The sequence below is a fragment of the Rhizobium sp. CB3171 genome, assembly GCF_029714265.1.
Classification (GTDB): domain Bacteria; phylum Pseudomonadota; class Alphaproteobacteria; order Rhizobiales; family Rhizobiaceae; genus Rhizobium.
The window spans coordinates 2,650,074-2,666,548 of record NZ_CP121653.1 but is presented as its reverse complement, the minus strand read 5'-3'; the positions used below and the strand labels follow the sequence as shown (position 1 = coordinate 2,666,548).

General features: G+C 60.2%; 15 protein-coding genes. 6 read left to right on the top strand and 9 right to left on the bottom strand.

Annotated features, from left to right (window positions below):
* Window positions 1-7: 7 nt before the first annotated feature.
* The 8 genes from chrA to QA648_RS31265 all read right to left on the bottom strand — a co-directional run bounded on the left by chrA (window position 8) and on the right by QA648_RS31265 (window position 8,527).
* The gene (chrA, locus tag QA648_RS31300; protein WP_283052847.1) at window positions 8-1,423 is read right to left on the bottom strand and encodes a chromate efflux transporter; all 1,416 of its coding nucleotides are present in this window, start codon (window positions 1,421-1,423) and stop codon (window positions 8-10) included.
* A gap of 16 nt (window positions 1,424-1,439) precedes the next feature.
* Entirely contained in the window at window positions 1,440-2,423 is a 984-nt protein-coding gene (locus tag QA648_RS31295; RefSeq protein ID WP_283052846.1) for a chromate resistance protein ChrB domain-containing protein, read from the bottom strand.
* Window positions 2,424-3,004: 581 nt separating this feature from the next.
* Window positions 3,005-3,697: an amino acid ABC transporter permease gene (locus QA648_RS31290; protein WP_283052845.1), complete on the bottom strand. Its 693-nt coding sequence runs from the start codon at window positions 3,695-3,697 to the stop codon at window positions 3,005-3,007.
* Window positions 3,698-3,716: 19 nt separating this feature from the next.
* A complete protein-coding gene (locus tag QA648_RS31285; RefSeq protein WP_283052844.1) occupies window positions 3,717-4,424 on the bottom strand; it encodes an amino acid ABC transporter permease in 708 nt (235 codons plus the stop codon).
* A gap of 56 nt (window positions 4,425-4,480) precedes the next feature.
* The gene (locus QA648_RS31280; protein WP_283052842.1) at window positions 4,481-5,299 is read right to left on the bottom strand and encodes an amino acid ABC transporter substrate-binding protein; all 819 of its coding nucleotides are present in this window, start codon (window positions 5,297-5,299) and stop codon (window positions 4,481-4,483) included.
* Window positions 5,300-5,313: 14 nt separating this feature from the next.
* On the bottom strand, window positions 5,314-6,054 hold the full coding sequence (locus QA648_RS31275) for an amino acid ABC transporter ATP-binding protein (protein WP_283052840.1): 741 nt from the start codon (window positions 6,052-6,054) through the stop codon (window positions 5,314-5,316).
* Between the two features lie 8 nt (window positions 6,055-6,062).
* Window positions 6,063-7,532, bottom strand: a complete 1,470-nt coding sequence (locus QA648_RS31270; protein ID WP_283052838.1) for an NAD(P)/FAD-dependent oxidoreductase — start codon at window positions 7,530-7,532, stop codon at window positions 6,063-6,065.
* Entirely contained in the window at window positions 7,529-8,527 is a 999-nt protein-coding gene (locus QA648_RS31265; protein ID WP_283052836.1) for a LysR family transcriptional regulator, read from the bottom strand. Before QA648_RS31265 ends, QA648_RS31270 begins: the two co-directional genes overlap by 4 nt.
* Window positions 8,528-8,672: 145 nt before the next feature.
* Here QA648_RS31265 and QA648_RS31260 point away from each other — a divergent pair, with 145 nt between their 5' ends.
* Together QA648_RS31260 and QA648_RS31255 are read left to right on the top strand one after the other, a co-directional pair.
* The gene (locus QA648_RS31260; RefSeq protein ID WP_283052834.1) at window positions 8,673-9,155 is read left to right on the top strand and encodes a hypothetical protein; all 483 of its coding nucleotides are present in this window, start codon (window positions 8,673-8,675) and stop codon (window positions 9,153-9,155) included.
* Window positions 9,152-9,727 (top strand): peroxidase-related enzyme, encoded by a 576-nt coding sequence (locus QA648_RS31255; RefSeq protein ID WP_283052833.1) that lies wholly within the window; start codon window positions 9,152-9,154, stop codon window positions 9,725-9,727. Before QA648_RS31260 ends, QA648_RS31255 begins: the two co-directional genes overlap by 4 nt.
* Before the next feature lie 874 nt (window positions 9,728-10,601).
* On the opposite strand, the gene mgrA is transcribed toward QA648_RS31255, so the two are convergent.
* The gene (gene mgrA, locus QA648_RS31250; protein WP_283052831.1) at window positions 10,602-11,645 is read right to left on the bottom strand and encodes an L-glyceraldehyde 3-phosphate reductase; all 1,044 of its coding nucleotides are present in this window, start codon (window positions 11,643-11,645) and stop codon (window positions 10,602-10,604) included.
* 951 nt (window positions 11,646-12,596) lie between these two features.
* Between mgrA and QA648_RS31245 the strand changes: the two genes are divergently transcribed.
* Genes QA648_RS31245 through QA648_RS31230 form a run of 4 tightly spaced genes read left to right on the top strand, consistent with a single transcriptional unit; the run spans window position 12,597 to window position 16,469 of the window.
* Entirely contained in the window at window positions 12,597-13,400 is an 804-nt protein-coding gene (locus QA648_RS31245) for a MetQ/NlpA family ABC transporter substrate-binding protein (protein WP_283054318.1), read from the top strand.
* A complete protein-coding gene (locus QA648_RS31240) occupies window positions 13,388-14,548 on the top strand; it encodes an ATP-binding cassette domain-containing protein (RefSeq protein WP_283052829.1) in 1,161 nt (386 codons plus the stop codon). Before QA648_RS31245 ends, QA648_RS31240 begins: the two co-directional genes overlap by 13 nt.
* Window positions 14,529-15,182 (top strand): methionine ABC transporter permease, encoded by a 654-nt coding sequence (locus QA648_RS31235; RefSeq protein ID WP_283052827.1) that lies wholly within the window; start codon window positions 14,529-14,531, stop codon window positions 15,180-15,182. Before QA648_RS31240 ends, QA648_RS31235 begins: the two co-directional genes overlap by 20 nt.
* 27 nt (window positions 15,183-15,209) lie before the next feature.
* Window positions 15,210-16,469, top strand: coding sequence for an SfnB family sulfur acquisition oxidoreductase (locus tag QA648_RS31230; protein ID WP_283052825.1), 1,260 nt, complete (start codon window positions 15,210-15,212; stop codon window positions 16,467-16,469).
* Window positions 16,470-16,475: the final 6 nt, after the last annotated feature.

Here is a 16,475-nt window from a genome sequence, read left to right as displayed (position 1 = left end):
TCCGGTGTCAGACCCATCCCATGAGTAGTCCATAGCCAAGGCCGAGGACCGAGCAGGCGGCGAGCACCGCCAGCATTCCGACTTTGAAGCGGAACACCGCAACGACGGCGCCCAGTGTCAGGATCATTGACGGGACGTTGACGGAGCTCAGCACCGGGAGATCGACGGCAATGCCGAGGCCGCGCGCTTCCTGAAGTTCGCGGAACAGCACATGCAGCGCGAACCATATCGCGAGATTCAGGATCACCCCGACGACGGCCGCCGTGATTGCCGCCAGCGCCGCCGAGAGCGCCTTGTTGCTGCGCATGGTCTCCATGAACGGCGCGCCAAGGAAGATCCAGAGAAAGCATGGCACGAAGGTCACCCAGGTCGTCAGCAGACCGCCCAGGGTGCCGGCAAGCAACGGATTCAGGAGACCCGGCGCGCGATAGGCACCCATGAAGCCGACGAATTGCGTCACCATGATCAGGGGGCCGGGCGTGGTTTCGGCCATGCCGAGGCCGTCCAGCATCTCGCCGGGCTTCAGCCAGTGATAGTGGTCCACCGCCTGTTGGGCGACATACGACAAGACGGCGTACGCGCCGCCGAACGTGACCATGGCCATCTTGGAAAAGAAAATCGAGATGTCCGTGAAGACGTTGCCCTGTCCGAGAAATATCAGCAGCGCCAGGACCGGCCCGCCCCAAAGCAGCAGCCCGACTGCGGCCACCTTGAGTGACCAACTGACCGGCGGGCGGGCATGGGCGGGAATCTCTTCACCGAGGGCACTGTCGGCGTCGGCAACCTGTTTGCCTCCGACCTTGCCATGGCCGTTGCCTGCGCGGAACGCCGCCCAGCCGGCCCGGCCGCCGACGTAGCCGACGACACCGGCAGCCAGCACGACGAGCGGGAAGGGGGCATGGAACAGGAAGAGGGCAATGAACGCCGCGGCGGCGAGGCCCGCCATCACGTTGTTCCTGAGGGCCCGCCGGCCAATCCGGAGAACAGCCTCGAGCACGATCGCCAGGACCGCGGCCTTCAGTCCGAAGAAAAGCGCCTGGACGGCGCCGACATTGCCGAAGATGGCGTAGATCCAGCTCAGCGCCATAATGGCGACGACGCCGGGCAGCACGAACAAAATCCCTGCTACCAGCCCGCCCCTGGTCTTGTGTAGAAGCCAGCCGATATAGATCGCAAGCTGTTGCGCCTCCGGCCCAGGCAGCAGCGTGCAGTAGTTCAGCGCATGCAGGAAACGGGTTTCGCCGATCCAGCGTTTCTCCTCGACGATGATCCGATGCATCACGGCGATCTGGCCGGCTGGGCCGCCGAAGCTCAGAGCTGCGACGCGTGCCCAGACGCGCACCGCTTCACCGAACGAGATTCCGTGAGCCGGCGTATCGTTGCGCCGGATCGGCGCGGAGTCGAGATGTTCGATCTTGCTCATGCTTTCTTCCTGCGTATCAGCCGCGGTTGGCGCGGAAATATTGGTAGAGATTGTCGAAGATAGGGGCGCCCTGAGCAATCCTCTGCTCGTCCTCGGGATTGGCTGCCGTGATGCCGGAGAGCAGGCTCGCAATGCCGGTCGCCTCCTCGCGGCCGAACTTTCCATCCTTCAGGTCGATGTCATGGACGATCTCTGCGATTGCCTGCAGGGCCGGATCAGTTAGACCGGCGCGCGCCAGCAAAACCTCGAAGCTGCAGCGATCGCCTTCGTGGGTGATCTCGCCTTCGAACATATCGAATCGCAACTCGCCTGGGTTCGGGATATAGCCCTTGCCTGGCACGAAGCGGATGATGGCGTTGGGATCGATGAAGCGGCGAATGAGCCAGGCGCAGGCGATCCGGTCAACATAGACCCCCTGACGGGTCACCCAGGTCCGCCCCTTCAGGTCCGCAGCGGTCTGCGGTGTCGTCTTCATCGGATCTTCGGTCATCCCAGTTTCCTCCGCGAGCCGAGCCTCAAGTGCGGTGATGAGTCCTTCAGCCGAAAGGCGGGCTGTCGCATCGAAGAAGTCGATCGCGACGATCTCCGCCAACCTCTTGCGCAGCCGGGTGATCTGCGAGCGCGTCTCTGCCATCTCTTCCGAGCTTGAGGCGGCCTCGATCTTTTCTTCAAGAGCGCGAGCGTCCCTGATGATTGCCTCGTAGTCTTCGTCGCGCGCAGCATCGAACAACGCGCGCGCCTGCGCGTCGGAAAAGCCGTCGATCAACCGGGCCTCGCACACCATGGCTTCACCGCCGCCTTCGACGATTTCCTTCAGCAGCCACTCGAAATCTTCCTGCGTCTCGGCATTGGCCGGTAGAGCGTAGACCGTGCTTTTAACTGCGACCGCACCGATGCCCTGCAAGCGCCGCCAGATCTTAACCCGAAAATAGGCTGGCTTGCTCGGCAACTGGTGGATCAGCAGCAGCCAGCGCTGCTCGGTCGTTGATTCTACGGTCATCGCAAAACTGTATCATTCAGATATAGAATTGCAACAGTTGTATCATTTTGGTTTGGGTGTATCGTCCCGGTCATCGCGCCGTCGTGACGCGGACACTGATCGGCACGACGTCACGCCGCAATTGCCCGAGTTGCTTACGATCTCCGCAGGGCTTCGGGACGTGACGCCCGATGATCAGGAGGTGAAGAAGCATGGCTTCGTCATCTACGACGCCCTTTGTGCCTGGGCCTCTCGTCGCAAGACGGAGACGCTTAGCTGGCCGCCTACAATGAAGCCTACCGCGGCCTGGATTCGCCGCAGCCCTATTGGCCGTCTCTTTCCGGGAGCAACTGACGCGGCTGCTGAAAACGCGACCGCGACTCATGGCGGTGGTATCGAAATCGGTCGAGGCTACGGCGGGAGCGATCCTGCTCGCAGTGGCAGCCCGCGAAATCGCGTTCCCGTGAAATGCTCGAGATGTGGCCGCACCTCTTCCTGTCATGGGAGTCCGCTCCAGGAAGGACGTGTTCTCTCGTCATTTTTCTAGACCTCACCGCACGCGCTGAACCGTCGACGGCTTGGCGACAAGGTATGGCCCGCCCTCAGGTCCGCACTCTAAGGGCTCCTTCCAGTCGGTCGGCGATTTGGGTGACAATGTAGGCGATCACCATGTAGATCACGACAGCAACGAGGAAGGCTTCGAGGTAGTAGAAGTTCAGCGCGGCGGTCAGTTGCGACTGCGCGAAGATATCGACGACTTCGATGGCGAACCCGAGGGATAGCGCCTTCATGATGACCATGAACGAGTTGGCGAGATCCGGGATCGCCGCGACGATCACCTGCGGGAGCATAACTCTACGGAAGAGCTGGCTCTTCTTGTAGCCCAGCGAGTAGGCCGCATCGGCCTGACCGGTGTCGAAAGAGTTCAAGGCCCCTTTCACAACCTCCGCCTGAAAAGCGGCGACGCAGGCCGTCAGCGCAACGATAAGTGTCACCCAGTTGGGCGTCGAATGGCCGTTGTAGTCGATGCCGACGAGCGAGGTGAGGAACTGCAGCGTCGAAGGCAACCCATAGTAAGCGAGGAAGATCACCACGACCATCGGCACGCCCTTGAAGGCGACCTTGTAGGCGACGACGAACTGCCGGAGCACCGGGATCCGGCGGTATTCGACCATGGCGAACAGGCTGCCGATGATCGTCGAGAGGATAAAGATAGCAAACGCCATGGCGAGCGTCAGCGGCACGGCGCCAAGGATGTCCCAGAAATCAGGGAGAAGAACGTCGATATCGAACATGATGTGTTCCTTCCCTCGATTAGACGCTTGCCATCAGTGTGGTTCGGGCGGGCGCAGCACTTGGAGCGAACTTCGCGGAACGAAGCTCGAAGAAGCGGACAACCAGCCATGCCACCAGGCAGAGGATCGAGTAGAGCACCGCCAGCACGAGGTAGGTCTCGAACTGATACTGGTTGTAGTCGCGCTCCATGATGAGGTGGGCTGTCGCCATCACGTCAGCCGCGCCGATGTACATGATGAGCGCCACGTTATGGATGAGGTAAATGATGGAGTTTCCATAGCCCGGAAGTGCGATATGCACCGCTTGCGGCGCAAGGACACGGACCAGCTTCTGCGGGAACGTGTAGCCGAGGCTGTCGGCCGCGTCGTGCTGCCCGCGCTCGACTGCAAGGTATGCCGGGCGCATGACTTCCGACAGATAGCCGCCGTGGTAGAGGCTGAGGCCCAGCATCGCGGCGATCGTCGGCGATACGAAGTCCTCGACGCCAAACACGCCGACAAGCACCGGAAGCCCATAGAAGGCGACAAACAACTGAAGCACAACGGGCACGCTCCGGGCGTAGGACACATAGAGATCGGCCAGTTGGCTGATCACCGGGATCCTGCGCACCCGGAACGTCGTCGCAATCAAGGCCAGCACGAAGCCGGCAGCCATGGCCGTGAACGTGATCGCAAGCGTCAGCGGCAATGCCGAGAGCAGCTCGGGGATCATTATGGATAGGTCCACTTCGGAGCACCTCCTTGTTTCAGTCCTGGGCCTGGTCGCCTGCCTCGAAGGAGCTGTTACTTCATGTAGGTGGTGATGTCCTCGCCGAACCACTTCTGCGAAAGCTTGGCGAGTGTGCCGTCGGCCTTCAGTTCCTTCAACGCCTTGTCGATACCATCAGCCAGGGCCTTGTTTTCCTCGGAGCGGTGGATGAGCACGAAGGTGTTGTTGATTGCGACCGGCTCGCTCGCCTGCACGTTGAGCTTCTGCTGGTCGATCACGGTCTGCTCGCCAAGGTTCGACGGCAGGACCAGCGCGTCGTACTTGCCGTTCTCGACCTCCTTCAGGCGGTCGGGATATGGGATGCCGGCACTCGAAGCCGTAATCTCGATTTTATAGTTTGGATTCTGTTCCTGCCACGCCGTGGCGAACTTGTAGATGCCGCCGCCCGCCGTGACGGGCACGATCTTCTTGCCGACGAGGTCCTTCATTTCCTTGATGCCGCTGTCCTTGCGGCTGTAGATCTTAATCAGGCTGGCGCCGATCGGTGCCTCCGGAATGAGGAACTGCTTCTCACGGGCGGGCGCGCGGTAGTAGCCGCCGGTCGCGATGTCGTACTTTCCGGTCGCTAGGCCCGTCTCCTGCGCGATGTCGGCCGCGCCTTCCATCACGAACTTGTACTGCGGCAGCTTGCCGTTAATCGCCTTCAGGACGTCGGGCTCGTAGCCCTGCGGTTCGACGCCGATAGCGCCCCAGGAGAGAGGCTTCGACTCCGCCGCGGTGGCGATCTTGATCGTCCGGACGTCCTCGGCGAACGAGGCGGTCGCGAAGGCGATCGCGGCGCCTGCTACGGCGAGACCGAGACCACGGCGCGAGATTGAGTTCATGGAAGTCATTTCAGGCATCCTTTCTACTGGATCGCGCGTTCGGAATTGAGAAACTGAGCGAGGCGCGGGTTGGAGGGTGTGTCGAAGATTTCGGTAGGTGTGCCGTCGGCGGCGACGGCGCCCCGGTCCATGAAGACGATGCGGTTCGAGATGTTCTTCGCGAACTGCATCTCATGGGTCACGAGCAGCGAGGTGATCCCCGAGGACGTTACGTCCTTGATGACCTTCAGGACTTCGTTGACGAGCTCGGGATCGAGCGACGAGGTCGGCTCATCGAAGAGCATCACGTCCGGCTTGACCGCCAGCGCGCGGGCAATCCCGGTTCTCTGCAGCTGGCCGCCGGAGAGCTGCGAGGGATAATTGTCGAGCTTGTCCCAAAGGCCGACCCGCTCGAGTTCCTGGACGGCGATCTTGCGCGCCTCGTCCTTCGACTTGCGCTGCACGACAACGAGCGGGTCCATGACGTTCTGGATCACCGTCATGTTCTTGAAGACGTTGAACTGCTGAAAGACCATCGCCGTGCGCAGGCGGATCGCCTGCACTGCGGCCTTATCCGGACGCTGATAGTCCAAGCGGATCCCGTCGAACTCGATCGTTCCGGCCGACGGCTTGACCAGATGGTTGATGCACTTCAGCAGGGTCGTCTTCCCAGTCCCGCTCGGACCGATGATCGACACGACGTCCCCGCGCTTCACCGACAGGTCGACGCCTTTCAGGATCTGTGTAGTTCCGTAGGACAGCTTTAGGTTCTTGATCTCGAGCATCTGCGGTCTCAGGTCCTTTCGGAGGATAGTTCGGAAAGCTCTTCGTCCTCGGCCCACTCGTCTCCGAGGAGTTCCTGCGTGTCGAAGGCTTGGAGGCTTTCGAAGTGCTTCTCGCGGTCGGCGACGAAAAGCGCCCGGACGATGCCACGCGCCAGGCGGTCGGCACCTTCGCTGATCGCCGGAATGTCGCCTGTCAGTTTGCCGTGGCTGAGCGTTGCCGGGAAATTGAAGCAATGGATCTTCGTCAGAGCCGGGCACGATCCCGGTTCCCTTTCCAGGAACTCGAACGCCTCTCCGAGATCGGGAGAGCCTTCCAGTTCGGCGTTCGGCATCCCGGCGGGTGTTGGAAAGCGGTCGCGCCAGAGCCGGATATGAGGTTCGAAGGCGGCCAGTTCCGGCCGATTGCTCAGGTCGATTTTGAACCCCGTTCCGAAAGTGAGGAAGTCGACTGAATAGCTGCCCCTGGGTGTCGTCACGAGCACGTGGCCGCCTTCCTGTTTCAGGTCCGTGATCGGGCTCTCAAGATGGAGATGAGCCTGCTGGAACGCGCTGACGCGCAGGACGCTCGGCCGAGGCGGTGGAGTCTGCTGGCCCATAGCGTAGTTGAGGAAACGCCACTTCCATTCGTCCGGCAGCCCGGCAAACCCATGCACCACACCCTGGCTGCCGATGCCCGTGAACTTGTTGATGCGCGGCAGTTCCTTGCGTCGCACGAACATGTCGAGGCGAGTAGCTCCTGCTTCGAGCGCGGTCGCGGCATTGTCCATCGCAGAGGCTCCGGCTCCTACGACACCGACCCGTTTTCCGTTCAGGGCCGCAAAGTTGATGTCGTCTGCGGTATGAGCCCAAAACCTGCGGTCGATCTTGTCGGCGATATCAGGTACGAAAGGCCCACCGAGACCGTCGCGGCCTGTTGCCAGCACCACGTGACGGGCGATGATCTTCTCCCTTTTGCCGTCCTCGCTGCAAACGAGGTCGAGCATGCCGTCCTTGCGCGGGAGCACCGCGTCGACTGAAACGCCATTTCGCACGGGCAGTTCGAGCACTTTCCGATACCAGACCAGGTATTCCATCCAGGTCTCGCGCGGCGCGCGGTCGAGAGCGACCCACGCCTCGCGACCGAAGCGGGCTTCGTAATAGGCGCGGAACGTGAGGGCGGGCAGTCCCATCGCAGGGCCTGTAAGCTGCTTGGGAGAACGCAGGGTGCGCATGCGGGCGAAGGTGACCCACGGTCCCTCCTGACCTTCAGGAGCCTTATCGAGGACGACGTGACTGGCGACACCCATGCGCTTGAGCATGCCGGAGGCGACGAGGCCAGCCATGCCACCGCCGATGATGACAACGTCGATCACCCGCAGGCCGTCTGCCTCGCACGGCGGAACCCATGACTTGGCAGGCAGTTCCAGCCAGGAGAGATCCTGGCGAAGGCGCGCCTCAAGCGCGTCGAGGCCATCCGGGAAGGTGGAGAGGTCGCTCATGCGGGCGCTCCTTCGTCAACGATACCCTGTCCGTAAACAGTGTCTGCGAGCGCGTCCGAGCCATTCGCTTCGAGCAGACGTGCGCCTGGCATGGACAAAGCCTCCGCGCGGGCTGCGTCGATCACGGCAGAGACAGTTGGCGTGAGCGGCAGGGCCGCGGCCGAGATCGCGCCAAACAGGAAAGGGATGATCTCGTCGACGGCGCGCATGACGATGCCTTCCAACGGCACGCCGCAGACGGTCGCCGGTTCGACGATGGCGATCCCCAGTCCTGCGCGGACGAGCGAGAGCGCGGTCAGCGACGCGTTGACATCGATGATGCGTTCAGGATCGACGCCCGCCCGTTCCAGCGCCTCGTCTATGCGATGTCGGAGGCGGTATGGATTTGCCAGCGTGATAATCCGGCGATCCGCAAGATCGGCCAAGCGCACCACATCGTTCGCCGCCAGATGATCGCCGGCACCGATGGCGACGACGCATGGCGCTTTAGCGATCCAATGGATATCGAGGCCAGGGTGCTCGAGCGGAAGACTCGATATTCCGACGTCGGCCGAACGCGCGAGCACCGCCTGGACCACGTTTTCGGCCGCAAGCGCCTGAACATGTAGATGGCGCGGGATCAGGTCCGTGGGCACGGCGGCCAGCGCCTGTGGCAGGATCCCGGCGGCCAGCGACGGTGTGGCAGCGACCGTCAACGTCAGCGGCTCGTCGAGGCCGATCGCCTCGGCTCGTTCGCGGATGTGGGTTAGGCTGGCGAGGTGACGTTCGACTTCGGCATGGAAGCGCAGACCTCGCGCCGTCGGCTGGATCCTCGGACCACTACGATGGAGAAGCGCATAGCCAAGATCGGCTTCCAAGTCCTGGATCTGCCGCGTTACGGCAGGCTGCGAGCGTCCGAGCAGCCGGGCTGCCCCGGTTACGCTACCCGCGGACATCACCGCCGCGAAGGCTTCAAGCTGTCGAATGTCGATCGAGTTACTATGCATGTAAGACATCAATCATTCCCCTTCATGTATTGAAAGCATGAGTTTTCTATAATTTCACTAGAGAATAGATAAAAATTTCGCATTCAGATAGCTTATTCATGCCATTTTGACATAATAGAAATGAGACCGCCAGCGAGATGTAAAGGAGCCTGTTTTGACACTCATCGAAACCCTCGCCGCAGTGAGGCCAGGCTCGGCGCTTGCCGAGGCAATGGAGAAGCGCGCGGAGATCCTGCGCTTGAGCGAAGCGGCCCACGACGCCGTTCTTCTTCCCCGTGATCCCGGTGGTCTCTCGCATGGACTTCGGGCAGCTCTCGCCGCTCGCATGGCGCGTCACAATCGCAACGAAGCACTCGCGAGCCATTACGACGATCTGGTCTCGCGCGCCGGCGAAAGCGCGACCGCCTCGCTTGCCACGCCGGGTGCGAACGTGGAAGACGGGCGCATCGCCGAGATCGTCCGTCACGCCGACCGGCTGACCGTCGCGCCGCGCGAAGCGACGCGCGCGCACATCGACGCGTTGCGGAATGTCGGCGTGTCCGACGCCGACATAGTCCGGCTGTCCGAGCTTGCGGCCTTCGTGAACTACCAGGTGCGCGTTGTCGCAGGGTTGGCACTGATCGGAGCAAGACAATGAGCGAAGTCGTTCACACCTTCACCACGAAGGTTCCGCGTTGGCAGCCTTACGTCGTTCCCGTCGACCTGGCGACCGCGACCGACGAGCAGCGGGAGGCGATGCAGGTGACGCCCTCCAACAAGGGCATCTCGCCTTATGTGCTGACGCTCGCGCACGACCCGGAATCTCTCGCTGTCCGATCACCGCTATTCAACCTGATCATGTACGGGAAGGACGGGCTTTCGTCCGGAGAACGCGAACTCGGTGCTACCGCAGCCTCCATCGTCAACCGCTGCGTCTATTGCGCCGCCGTTCATGCCTCCCGCTTCATCAGCCATACCAAGCGGACGGACGTGATCGATGCGATCTTCGGTGACGGTCTCGACGCCGACCTGGAAGAACACCTCGGGGCCATCTTTGACTTCGCCGCACGTCTCTCGCCTACGCCGCCCGAGGCTACCGAAGCTGACGCACAGGCACTAGCCGACGTCGGCCTTTCCGAGCTCGAATCCCTGGACCTCGTCCTGTCGTCGGCCATCTTCGGTTGGGCGAACCGCCTAATGCATACGCTCGGAGAGCCAATGGCAGATTGAACGGGCCGCCGCGTCCTGTCGCTTTAGAGAGAAACATACACTCCTTATTGTCAGGCTGTCACTGCTTGTAACAGGACTGCGACGTTTACAGTCGGAGGTCGGTCGCGAGTGAGAAGTGACAGCCCCCGTTTTCGCATGAGAGCATCCGCAAGCCGCCGTATTGACACGTCGTGGCCATCCGCTGGCGGAGCCAAACGTCGCCGCTGATCAATTGCCACGTCATCATAATCATACATCAGCCATCAGCCAGTGATGGGGGTCACATGCAAGCCGTTCGTTACAGCGCGTGCGCGCCGATGCGGACAGGCTGTTCAAGATCGCTTGCGGATAAATTGCGACAAGACTGGGTATGTTTGGAAGTCGCCGAATGAGCGTTCCGCCGGTGGGCGAGTGGTTCAGCGATTCCAGTCCGCAAACGTTGTCTATGTAACGGTCGAGCTGTTTTGCGGCTGTCACAACACCGCGATGCGCGTATGGTCGGTCAGGGATTTTTGCAAACAACATGGACTATGCAGTGAAGAGGAAGCTCGACTTCTCCAGCTTTTTGGGCAGTTCGCGACGGCTAGTGAATTGCGATACGACGCAACGCACACGCCGAAATGGCGATGATTGCGGACGCTTGAATGGCGGCGTGGCCCTGGGTTTCTCTTGGCGAAACCAGTTAGATAGCAGCTATCGCTTGGTACGAAGTCATAAATGTCGCGTGAATCCGGACGACAGTAGCCGAGGTAAAAGCGGCCGGGGATTGCCCGGCGCGCTGCATGGCATCGTTGCTCGACACCGCCCGATGAGCCACATGTTTCGGCTGAAATCAGGTTCGAGAAGGTCATCAGAAGATATGGCTTGTCTCACTCATGGGGAGCAAAGCAATCTTTCAGACGGCTTCGTCGTGTGACGGCTTTTCCCAAAGATTAATGCCGCCCTCGACGGCATGGCGATCAATCTCAGTCAGTTCTTCCTTGGAGAAGGACAGGTTAGAGAGCGCTCCAAGATTCTCGACGATTTGTTCGGGCGAACTGGCGCCAATCAGGGCTGATGTGACACGCGGATCACGCAACACCCAGGCGATCGCGAACTGAGCTAGGCTCTGGCCTCGGCGCCTTGCGATTTCCGCAAGCGCGCGGGCACGAACAATGTTCTCTTCCTTCAGATGCTCAGGGCGCAGGAAATGGCCTCCCGGTTTATTGACGCGGGCGTTCGCGGGAACACCGTTGAGATACTTGTCTGTCAACAGTCCCTGCGCCAGCGGGGTGAAAGCGATCACGCCGGCACCGACCTCGTCACTCGCAGAAAGCAGGTCCTTTTCGACCCAGCGATTGAAGAGATTATAGGCCGGTTGATTGATGAGAAGCGGCACTTGGCGCTCTTTCAGCAGAGCCGCGATGTCGCGAGTCTTCGTGCCGGAATAGGAGGAGACGCCGACATAGAGCGCCTTGCCTTGCCGCACTGTGCTGGCCAGAGCATCGGCGGTTTCTTCCAGAGGCGTGTCGGCGTCGAAGCGATGCGAATAGAAGATATCGACATAATCGGTGCCGAGCCGCCGGAGGCTCTGGTCGAGGCTCGACAACAGCGCCTTGCGCGAGCCACCGCCGCGACCATACGGGCCTGGCCACATATCCCAGCCGGCCTTGGTCGAAATGATCAACTCGTCGCGGTGGGCGGCAAGGTCACGGCCGAGAATGCGCCCGAAATTTATCTCGGCGCTTCCGGCAGGCGGCCCGTAATTGTTGGCGAGATCAAAATGGGTGATGCCAAGGTCGAAGGCCTTGAACAGGGTCGCTCGCTGGAGGTCTAGCGCTGTCGTATCTCCAAAATTGTGCCAAAGGCCAAAGGAGATGGCAGGAAGAAGCAGGCCACTGCGGCCGGTCCGGCGGAACTGGGCATTTTCGTAGCGATCAGCGGAAGGTCTATAAGTCATTCAAACATCTACCTTAAAGCAAGAATTATGATGTGCGGGCGGCGGTCTTGTGGCAGCTATTGTTGAAGACATGCCAACGACCAGCAAGAGATCGCACCGCTCGAAGGGCGCCCGCCGGGAAAGAGATTTCCTTTCAATCTGGAATGATTAGTCTATTAATTCCATAGAATAAAAATTCATCGAATTAGCCTTATTGTTTTCTCGCCACAAAGGTGGCCAGCTCAATCCGCGCGCATATGCAGGATCATCGAATCCTGGAGGGGCACGCACGGCAATTCATCAGGTATTGGATGTCGAAGGCAAAACCACTGTTTCCGTCCCAAGACGCTGGGCTACACGGCGGCAGCTTCCGTTTCGGCCTGCCGAGCGGAGCGTTCGCAGTGCCGATCTACCAGAGGTCTTCGTTTCAACTGCCGGGAAGCGAGGGCGAACAAGCTCTTTGCACTGGAGGTCCCTGGCCATCGCTGTATGCGGGTTTCCAATCCGGCCCAGCATGCCTTTGAGCAGCCTATTGCGGAGGTGGAAGCGGTATTGCAGTCCCTGCCATGTCTTCCGGACAGGCGGCTTCGGCAATCGAGATCCTTAACCTTGCGCGCGCCGGCGATAACATCGTCAGTGCGACCTGCCTCTTGGTGGCAACTGGGCGCTGGTTGCCGCGAACTTGAAGAGCTTCGGTATCGAACCCGGGTTTCGTGAATGCTACCGATCCCAAGGCCTCTGCTCGTGTGACCGACGAGCGGACCATTATGCTGAATCGCGACCAACCCAGGTGACCTCTCGGCATGCTGCCAGCTTCTGAGAGCCCGGTTCAATGACCTTTGAAAGGCGAGACGGGAGAACAGTGCAATTCGAGCAAAAATATTCCATTTGGGTTCGTTGGCGGGTATTTCCGTCTTTGCCTATAAAATTTGTGATGTTTATCTTCCCATGTCATCGAACCGAGGGGATGACATGAGAATTCGTATTGCAGCTGTTTTTTCCGCAATTCTTATTGCTGCGACAGGGGTAGCGCAGGCGGAGACGATCAAGGTAGGCGTCGTGCCCGGCGTTTATGCCGACTCCATTGAAGCGGTGATCCCCGAGGCTAAGGCTAAGGGACTGGATATCCAGGTTGTCGAATTCAGCGACTGGACGACGCCAAACATCGCGCTGCAATCTGGCGATATCGATGTCAACTATTTCCAGCATCAGCCGTTCCTCAACAATGCGATCAAAGAACGAGGCTATGATTTTGTCAGTGCTGGCACTGGCGTTCTCGCTAATATCGGCATCTATTCGCTGAAGCACAAGAATTTTGCCGATGTGCCGCAAAACGGAACGGTCGCGATCGCCAATGATCCCGTCAATCAGGGGCGCGGGCTGCTCCTGCTGCAAAAGGCAGGCCTCATTAAGCTCAAGGACGGCGTTGGCTTCAAGGGCACGCTCGACGATATCATCGACAACCCGAAGAAGCTGACCTTCAAAGAGGTTGAGGGTCCGCAACTGGCGCGCGTGACTGGCGATGTGGATTTGGCACAGGGCTATCCGCACTTCATCGTCGCGTCTAAGGCCTTCGATCCAAGCTCTGGCCTTATCTATTCGGGCGTCGACGACAAGCAATTCTCCATCATCTTTGCGGTGCAGAAGCAAAAGGTAGATGATCCCGGCATCAAGGAGCTCGTCGGACTCTATCAAAATTCGCCGGCTGTACGCGTAGCGATCAGCAAAGCATTCGCCAATGATCAGAAACTTTATACCCTCCCATGGCTGAACTGATCGAACGGCTGAGGCAGGAGGAGGATCGCAGCACCGCGCCTCGTGGCGGCAGCCCATTGCAGCACGCCGCGGTTGTCGGTGGGCCGCTCTCAGGCTCTTCGGCTGGCTCGGTAGCGTTTGATGGTGTCGAGAAGGTCTATTCCTCGCTAGCTGGCCCGATCCATGCCCTCAAGGGCATCAGTCTCGATATGCCGGCGGGTGCGATCTACGGTATCATTGGGCGAAGCGGAGCCGGCAAATCGAGCTTGCTGCGGACCATCAATCGCCTGGAAAAGCCGACTGGCGGAAGGGTCCTGGTCGACGGACAGGACATTTCGCTGCTTGATGAGGATGCGCTGGTTGCATTGAGGCGGCGCATCGGCATGATTTTCCAGCACTTCAATCTTCTTTCCGCCAAAACTGTCTGGGGTAATGTCGCTCTGCCGCTGATCGTCGCCGGTGTGCCGCGTCCGCAGATCAAACAAAGAGTCGCCGAGGTCCTGTCTCTGGTGGGATTGGAAGACAAGGAACACGCATATCCTTCGCGCCTTTCGGGTGGTCAGAAGCAGCGTGTCGGTATCGCGCGCGCGCTCGCACATCGGCCGGAAATCCTCCTTTGCGACGAGGCGACCTCGGCGCTCGATCCGGAGACGACACTTTCTATCCTCGGGCTACTCAAGGACATCAACCGCCGGCTCAAGCTAACCATCATTCTCATCACTCATGAAATGAGTGTCATCCGCGAGGTCTGTGATCACGTGCTTGTTCTTGAGCAGGGAGAGATTGCTGAAGCCGGCCCGGTTTGGCGTATTTTCGGTAATCCGCAGCATTCCGCCACGCAGGCACTCCTGCGACCGCTCAACCGCGATATCCCGGAGGACATAGCCACGCATCTGCGATCTTCGCCGCGCGACGAGTATTCGGAGGCTATTCTGGAACTGGTCTATACGGGCGAGCACGGGTTGGAACCCGACCTTTCTCGGATAGCCAGCGGGACCGGCGCTTCTGTCCGATTGCTGCAGAGTTCGCTCGACCGTATTCAGGGTCGTGTCCACGGCCGGCTATTGATTGCGGTACGCCGGGTGGCGGGTAAAACGGTGATCCCTGCGCAATTTGCCGATCTTGCTCATCAAGTCAGGATATTGGGTTATGTCGATCATGATGTATGAACGCCTGTGGCAGGCGTTTCTCGATACGATTGCGATGGTCGGCGTTTCCGCTCTAATCGCATTTGCCGCCGGCATTCCTCTTGCCGTTTTCCTAGTGCTTTCGGCGCCCGGTAGTCTCGTCCATGCACCGCGGCTCCATGGCATTCTCGCCGCTATCATCAACGGCTTTCGTGCGACCCCGTTCATAGTGCTCTTAGTGGCGTTGTTGCCATTGACGCGGCTGCTCACTGGAACGACGATCGGTGTGTGGGCCGCCGTCGTACCGCTCTCCATCAGCGCCACACCGTTTTTTGCGCGCATTGCCGAAGTCAGCCTGCGCGAGGTCGACGGCGGACTGATCGAAGCTGCCCAGGCGATCGGCTGCCGCCGCTGGCACATCGTGCGCCATGTGCTTCTACCGGAAGCGCTCCCCGGCATAGTCGGCGGCTTCACTATTACCATCGTCAGCATGATTGGCGCCTCGGCCATGGCGGGTGCTGTCGGCGCCGGCGGCCTCGGCGACATGGCGATTCGCTATGGCTATCAGCGCTTCGATACCACCGTCATGGCTGTGGTCATCATCGTGCTCATCGCCATGGTCTGTTTGGTGCAGTTTGCGGGCGACTTTACCGTTCGACGCCTGCGAGCGCGATAATCTCAGCAATAATATCCGGAGTGACCCATGACTGAACGCGACGCTGTGCTGGCTGCGACCGGATCGGAAGAGGGAAGCACCACCAGGCGCCCATTGCCACCGCACACTCCACGTCTGATCCGCTCGGATGCCGAGGCGCTCGAGATCGCCCATGACCTTGCCGCTCGTTTTGTGGCGGGTGCTGCGGAGCGGGATCGTGTTCGCCGTCTTCCCTGGGATGAAGTGGAGGAATATACCGCGAGTGGCCTTGGTGGCATCACCGTGCCAAAGGAATTCGGAGGCGCCGACGTCTCCTGCGTAACGCTTGCCAAGGTCTTCGAAATCCTTTGCGCAGCTGATCCCGCGCTCGGTCAGATTCCGCAAAACCAGTTCGGTGTGCTGGCGCTGCTGCGCGATGTGGGCTCGCAAGAGCAGAAAGCCCGTATCTACCGCGATATTCTTGCCGGCTATCGCATCGGCAATGCCGGCCCAGAGCGGGGGCAAAAGGCAGTCAATCACAGCTCGACCCGCCTCACGCGCTTGGCAGATGGGTTGAGATTGACCGGGCGGCGCTTCTATTCCACTGGCGCCATCTTCGCCCATTGGATTCCCACGCGCTCCGTTGACGATGACGGACGTGCGGTCCAAGTCTGGGCCGCCTACGATGCGCCGGGCGTGCGTGTGATCGACGACTGGTCTTCTTTCGGCCAGCGCACGACGGCCAGCGGATCGGTAGAGTTTACCGACGTACCGGTCGATGAAACCATGGTTTTCCCGGTCTGGTCCCATGCGACTACGCCCGGTGTCTCTGGTCCAGTCTCGCAGCTTATTCAGGCGGCGATCGATTCCGGCATAGCGGCGGCGGCGGTTGCCGATGCTGTTGCCTTCGTGCGCGATCACGCAAGACCCTGGATGGATTCCGGCCTTCAATCGGCCTGCGAGGATCCGACGATTCTTCATGAAATCGGCGACCTCCACACGAATTTGCACGCAGCGCAGGCACTTCTTTACGAAGCGGCGGCCGTTATCGACGAGGTTGCACAGGCGCCCGTTACTGAGGCGGGGAGCGCCAGAGCTTCTGTAGCCGTTGCCGAAGCCAAGATATTGACCACGGAAGTCGCACTGCAGGCGGCCGAAAAACTTTTCGATGTCGCAGGATCGGCGGCGACGCGGGCGGCCCATAATCTGGATCGACATTGGCGAAATGCGCGGGTGCATACGCTTCACGACCCCGTCCGCTGGAAATATCATCTGCTCGGTAACTATCAGCTCAACGGCATATTCCCGGCCCGCCATCAATGGAACTAGCGAGGA

What these genes read in the sequence shown, in the direction of transcription:
- chrA (WP_283052847.1), bottom strand. Translation starts at nt 1,423, where the DNA reads ATGAGCAAGATCGAACATCTCGACTCCGCGCCGATCCGGCGCAACGAT.
- QA648_RS31295 (WP_283052846.1), bottom strand. Translation starts at nt 2,423, where the DNA reads ATGACCGTAGAATCAACGACCGAGCAGCGCTGGCTGCTGCTGATCCAC.
- QA648_RS31290 (WP_283052845.1), bottom strand. Translation starts at nt 3,697, where the DNA reads ATGTTCGATATCGACGTTCTTCTCCCTGATTTCTGGGACATCCTTGGC.
- QA648_RS31280 (WP_283052842.1), bottom strand. Translation starts at nt 5,299, where the DNA reads ATGACTTCCATGAACTCAATCTCGCGCCGTGGTCTCGGTCTCGCCGTA.
- QA648_RS31275 (WP_283052840.1), bottom strand. Translation starts at nt 6,054, where the DNA reads ATGCTCGAGATCAAGAACCTAAAGCTGTCCTACGGAACTACACAGATC.
- QA648_RS31270 (WP_283052838.1), bottom strand. Translation starts at nt 7,532, where the DNA reads ATGAGCGACCTCTCCACCTTCCCGGATGGCCTCGACGCGCTTGAGGCG.
- QA648_RS31265 (WP_283052836.1), bottom strand. Translation starts at nt 8,527, where the DNA reads ATGTCTTACATGCATAGTAACTCGATCGACATTCGACAGCTTGAAGCC.
- QA648_RS31255 (WP_283052833.1), top strand. Translation starts at nt 9,152, where the DNA reads ATGAGCGAAGTCGTTCACACCTTCACCACGAAGGTTCCGCGTTGGCAG.
- mgrA (WP_283052831.1), bottom strand. Translation starts at nt 11,645, where the DNA reads ATGACTTATAGACCTTCCGCTGATCGCTACGAAAATGCCCAGTTCCGC.
- QA648_RS31245 (WP_283054318.1), top strand. Translation starts at nt 12,597, where the DNA reads ATGAGAATTCGTATTGCAGCTGTTTTTTCCGCAATTCTTATTGCTGCG.
- QA648_RS31240 (WP_283052829.1), top strand. Translation starts at nt 13,388, where the DNA reads ATGGCTGAACTGATCGAACGGCTGAGGCAGGAGGAGGATCGCAGCACC.
- QA648_RS31235 (WP_283052827.1), top strand. Translation starts at nt 14,529, where the DNA reads ATGTCGATCATGATGTATGAACGCCTGTGGCAGGCGTTTCTCGATACG.
- QA648_RS31230 (WP_283052825.1), top strand. Translation starts at nt 15,210, where the DNA reads ATGACTGAACGCGACGCTGTGCTGGCTGCGACCGGATCGGAAGAGGGA.